Origin of the sequence: uncultured Pluralibacter sp. (assembly GCF_913775985.1) — a bacterium.
In the GTDB taxonomy this organism is placed as follows: domain Bacteria; phylum Pseudomonadota; class Gammaproteobacteria; order Enterobacterales; family Enterobacteriaceae; genus Pluralibacter.
On the sequence record NZ_CAJYMB010000137.1, the window covers coordinates 1 to 4,819 of the forward strand.

Sequence of the window (4,819 nt, forward strand, 5' to 3'; positions counted from 1 at the left end):
GGTCTGGATCCGCTGACGGTGCGGCGCCGCAACTATTACGGTGGCCCGGGCCGGGACGTTACCCACTATTACCAGCCGGTGACCCAGAATCTGGCGCAGGTCATTACCGACCGACTCGCCGAGACGGCGGAGTATGCGGCGCGGCGGGAGGAAATTACCCGCTTTAATGCCGAAAGCCCGGTGCTGAAACGCGGCCTGGCCCTGACGCCGGTAAAATTTGGCATCTCCTTTACCGCCGGCTTCCTCAACCAGGCCGGGGCGCTGATCCTTATCTACAGCGACGGCACGGTGCAGCTCAACCACGGCGGGACGGAGATGGGGCAGGGGCTGAACACTAAAGTGGCGCAGATTGTCGCCGACGTGCTGCAGATCCCGCTGGCGTCCATTCAGGTGACCGCCGCCAGCACCGGCAAGGTGCCAAACACGTCGCCGACGGCGGCTTCCTCCGGGGCCGATCTCAACGGCAAGGCGGCAGAGGCCGCCGCCCGCACCCTGCGCGAGCGGCTGACGGAAATGCTCTGCGCGCGCTTTGCCTGCAGTGCTGCGGAGATCGGTTTCAGCAACGGCGTGGTCAACGTCGGCGAGCGCTACCTGAGCTTCGCCGAGGTGGCCAACATGGCGTGGCTGAACCAGGTGCCGCTGTCGGCCACCGGCTTTTACAAAGTGCCCGGGATTCACTACGACCGCCTGCAGGGAAAGGGCTCGCCGTTTTACTATTTCGCCTGGGGCGCGGCCTGTTCGGAGGTGATTATTGATACCCTGACCGGCGAGTACCGCCTGCTGCGCGCCGATATCCTGCACGACGCCGGGCAATCGCTGAATCCGGCGCTGGATCTCGGCCAGATAGAAGGCGGTTTTTTGCAGGGCGCGGGCTGGCTGACCAGCGAAGAGCTGGTGTGGGACGAACGCGGACGCCTGCTGAGCGACGGCCCGATGAGCTATAAAATTCCGGCCATCGGCGACATGCCGGAAATTTTTAACGCGGCGCTGCTGGAGCATGCCCCCAACGAGGCGCACACCGTTTACCGCTCCAAAGCGGTCGGCGAGCCGCCGTTTATGCTCGGCATCTCTGTCTGGTGCGCCCTGCAGGACGCGATTGCGGCGGCGGGAGGCTACCGCCGTCATCCGCACCTCGACGCGCCGGCGACGCCGGAGCGAGTGCTGGCGGGGGTTATGGCGATGGACGCGGAGAAACAGGATGCGCATTGACGGATGGCTTGACGTGCTGATGGCGCTGCGCCAACGGGGCGAACCCGCCGCGATCCTGACCCTGCTGGAGGATCGCGGTTCGGTACCGCGCGGCGCGGGCACTAAAATGATCGTCTCCCGGGACGCGAGCTGGCTGACCATCGGCGGCGGCAACCTCGAGTTTCAGTGCATCGCCATCGCCCGGGAAATGCTGAGCCGCGGTGTGGCGATCCCCCGGGAGGAGAAGTTTGCGCTGGGGGCCCGGGCGGGCCAGTGCTGCGGCGGCATGACCCGGGTGCTGTTTGAGCCCTGGGGTCGCCCGCAGCCGCAGATTTACGTGTTTGGCGCCGGGCACGTCGGCCGGGCGCTGGTAACGCTGCTGGCGACGCTGCCGTGCCGCGTTATCTGGGTTGACTCGCGGGAGGCGCAGTTCAGCCCGCTGCCGCCGGGTGTCGAGTGCCTGCACAGCGACGATCCCTGCGAGGTGGCGCGCCGCGCGCCGGACGACAGCCTGTTCGTGGTGATGACCCACCATCATCCGCTGGATTTAGCCCTGGCCGAGACGCTGCTGCGCCGCGACCGGGTGCGCTATCTGGGGGTTATCGGCTCGCAAACCAAGCGCCAGCGCTTTGACTGGCTGCTGGAGGGTAAGGGCATTAGCCCGGCGAAGCTCGACGCGATGCGCTGTCCCATCGGCCTGCCGGACGTCAAAGGCAAGCTGCCCGCCGAAATTGCGGTGGCGGTAGCGGGAGAAATCATTGCTGTTTATCAGCGAGGTGCCTAACCTAGAGCGATACCGACCACAGGAGTGATGCATGAGCCGCGATAATCCTTTTTTTTCCGTCAGCCTGCTGCCGTATCAGGCGCCGCATTTCGATCTGATCGACGAAAGCCACTATCTGCCCGCCTTCGAAGAGGGGCTGCGCCGCAAGCGCGCGGAGGTTGCCGCCATTGCCGACGACCCGCAGCCCGCGACCTTTGACAACACGCTGGCGGCGCTGGAGCGCAGCGGCGATCTGCTCGAGCGCGTTACCCGGGTCTTTTTTGCTATGGCGGCAGCCCACACCAGCCCCGGCATTCAGCAACTTGAAGAGACCTTCTCCGCCGGTCTGGCGGCGCTGGATGACGATATTTATCTTAATGCCGCGCTGTTCAATCGCGTCGGCCTGGTCTGGCAGGCGCGCGACGCGCTGGACGCGGAGTCGCAGCGCCTGGCGGAGGTGATTTACCAGCGCTTTATTCTGGCGGGCGCCCGGCTTGACGAGGCTAACCAGCAGGCGCTGCGCGCGCTGAACACTGAAGCGGCGTCGCTCGCCACCCAGTTCAACCACAAGCTGCTGGCGGCGGCGAAAAGCGGCGGGCTGGTGCTCGACGCGCGTGAGCAGCTCGACGGCTTTAGCGACGCGGAAATCGCCGACGCCGCCCGTGCCGCCAGTGATAAGGGGCTTGAAGGACGCTGGCTTATTCCCCTGATTAACTTTACCCAGCATCCGGCGCTGGCCCGCCTGCGGGACAGACAGACCCGCGAACGCTTGTTCAACGCCGGCTGGCTGCGCAATGAGAAGGGCGACGATAGCGATACCCGGGCGCTTATTCTGCGGCTGGTGGCCCTGCGCGCCCGCCGGGCTCAGCTGCTGGGCTATCCCGATTATGCCAGCTGGAGCATGGCGGACCAGATGGCGAAAACCCCCGAGGCAGCGCTGCGCTTTATGCGCGATATCGCCCCGGCGGCCCGCGCCCGGGCTGAACGGGAGCTTTCCGACATTCAGCAGCAGATTGACCAGCAGCGGGGCGGCTTCACTGCCCGGGCCTGGGACTGGAGCCTGTACGCCGAGCAGGTGCGCCTGGCGCGCTACGCCCTCGACGAGGCGCAGATTGCGCCCTATTTCGAGCTTAATCGGGTGCTCACCGAGGGCGTGTTCTGGTCCGCCTCGCAGCTGTTCGGCATCCGCTTCGTCGAGCGCTTTGATATTCCGGTCTACCACCCCGACGTGCGGGTATGGGAAATTTTCGACGCCAGCGGTGAAGGTATCGCCCTGTTCTACGGCGACTTCTTTGCCCGGGACAGTAAAAGCGGCGGGGCGTGGATGGATAACTTCGTCGTTCAGTCCACCCTGCTGGAGAGCCGCCCGGTTATCTACAACGTCTGCAACTACGCGAAACCCGCCGAGGGTAAATCGGCGCTGCTGAGCTGGGATGACGTAGTGACCCTGTTTCACGAATTTGGCCATACCCTGCACGGCCTGTTCGCCAGCCAGCGCTATCCAACCCTGTCCGGCACCAGCACCCCGCGGGACTTCGTGGAGTTTCCGTCGCAGATCAACGAACACTGGGCCCGGGATCCGCAGGTCTTCACCCGCTACGCCCGCCACTGCGAAAGCGGCGCGCCGATGCCCGACAACCTGCGCGAGCGCCTGCTCGGCTCGCTCACCTTTAACAAAGGCTACGACATGAGCGAGCTGGTGGCCTCGGCGCTGCTGGACATGCGCTGGCACCGGGCCAGCGCCGACGCGCTTCCCGCCGACGTGGACGCTTTTGAGGCGCAGATCCTCCGCGAAGAGGGGCTGGATCTGGATGCCGTGCCGCCGCGCTACCGCAGCAGCTATTTCGCCCACGTTTTCGGCGGCGGCTACGCGGCGGGCTACTACGCCTATCTGTGGACCAAGGTGCTGGCAGACGACGGCTTCGCGTGGTTTAGCGAACGGGGCGGCCTGACGCGGGAAAACGGCCAGCGCTTTCGCGAGGCGATCCTCTCCCGGGGCAACAGCAGCGATTTAGAAGCGCTGTACCGCGACTGGCGCGGGCGGGACCCGCTCCCGGACGCGATGTTGAAAAATCATGGACTGGATGAATGATAACCGGCAGTGCCGCAAGGTTGTTTAATATCTGTTTAACCGGCGGCTGGTAGGGTGGTTTCGATAATGCGGCTGCGGCAGGCTCCGTGCCCCGCACTCGCAACCCGAAAAGAAAAATCAATCCATGCAAGCATTTACCGCTGACTTCGTCGGCGGTTTTTTTTGCCCGTTTTTCCGGTACTGGCCCGGGCTAACGCCATAGCGCTGGTGAAAGCGCTGGCGCAAAACTCCCGCGCTGCCAAATCCCAGCCCCTCCGCGATGCGATCGATGCTTTCCCGTCCGTCCAGCAGCTGCGCCGCCGCCCGGCGCAGGCGCTCCTCCATCAGCCAGCGGGCGGGCGTCGTCCCGGTGGCCTCTTCGAAGCGGCGCAGCAGGGTACGCGGGCTCATGCCCACCCGCGCCGCCAGCGACGCCAGCGTGTGCGCCTCGTGAATATGCTGATGCAGCCAGTCAAAGAGCTGGCCCATCCGCCGGCTTTCGCGGCAGCGCGACACCGGGCGGGCGACGTTCTGCGACTGTTCCCCGTCCCGGTGCGGCGGGATCACCAGCCTGCGCGCCACGCAGTTTGCCGCCTCCAGACCAAAATCTTCGCGTACCACGTGCAGGCACAGATCGATAGCCGCGGCGCTGCCCGCCGAGGTCATTAAGATCTCATCGCCCACGTACAGTACGTCCTCCACCACATCGACCGCCGGATAGCGCGCTTTCAGCATCCGGGTATAGCGCCAGTGGGTGGTGGCCCGGCGACCGTCCAGCAGCCCGGCCGCGGCCAGCA

The 4,819-nt window shown here is 65.4% G+C and carries 4 protein-coding genes; 3 read left to right on the forward strand and 1 reads right to left on the reverse strand.

Annotated features, from left to right (window positions below):
* From QZ766_RS16980 to dcp, 3 genes are all read left to right on the forward strand, one after another.
* Window positions 1–1,209, forward strand: a 1,209-nt coding sequence (locus QZ766_RS16980) for a molybdopterin cofactor-binding domain-containing protein (RefSeq protein WP_297204029.1), incomplete at its 5' end; no start/stop codon positions are given.
* A complete protein-coding gene (gene xdhC, locus QZ766_RS16985; RefSeq protein WP_297204031.1) occupies window positions 1,199–1,972 on the forward strand; it encodes a xanthine dehydrogenase accessory protein XdhC in 774 nt (257 codons plus the stop codon). The genes QZ766_RS16980 and xdhC, both read left to right, overlap by 11 nt.
* Window positions 1,973–2,003: 31 nt before the next feature.
* Complete coding sequence (dcp, locus tag QZ766_RS16990) at window positions 2,004–4,043, forward strand: peptidyl-dipeptidase Dcp (protein ID WP_297204034.1); 2,040 nt, start codon at window positions 2,004–2,006, stop codon at window positions 4,041–4,043.
* A gap of 117 nt (window positions 4,044–4,160) precedes the next feature.
* On the opposite strand, the gene QZ766_RS16995 is transcribed toward dcp, so the two are convergent.
* On the reverse strand, window positions 4,161–4,819 hold a 659-nt coding region (locus QZ766_RS16995; protein ID WP_297204037.1), incomplete at its 5' end, for a helix-turn-helix domain-containing protein.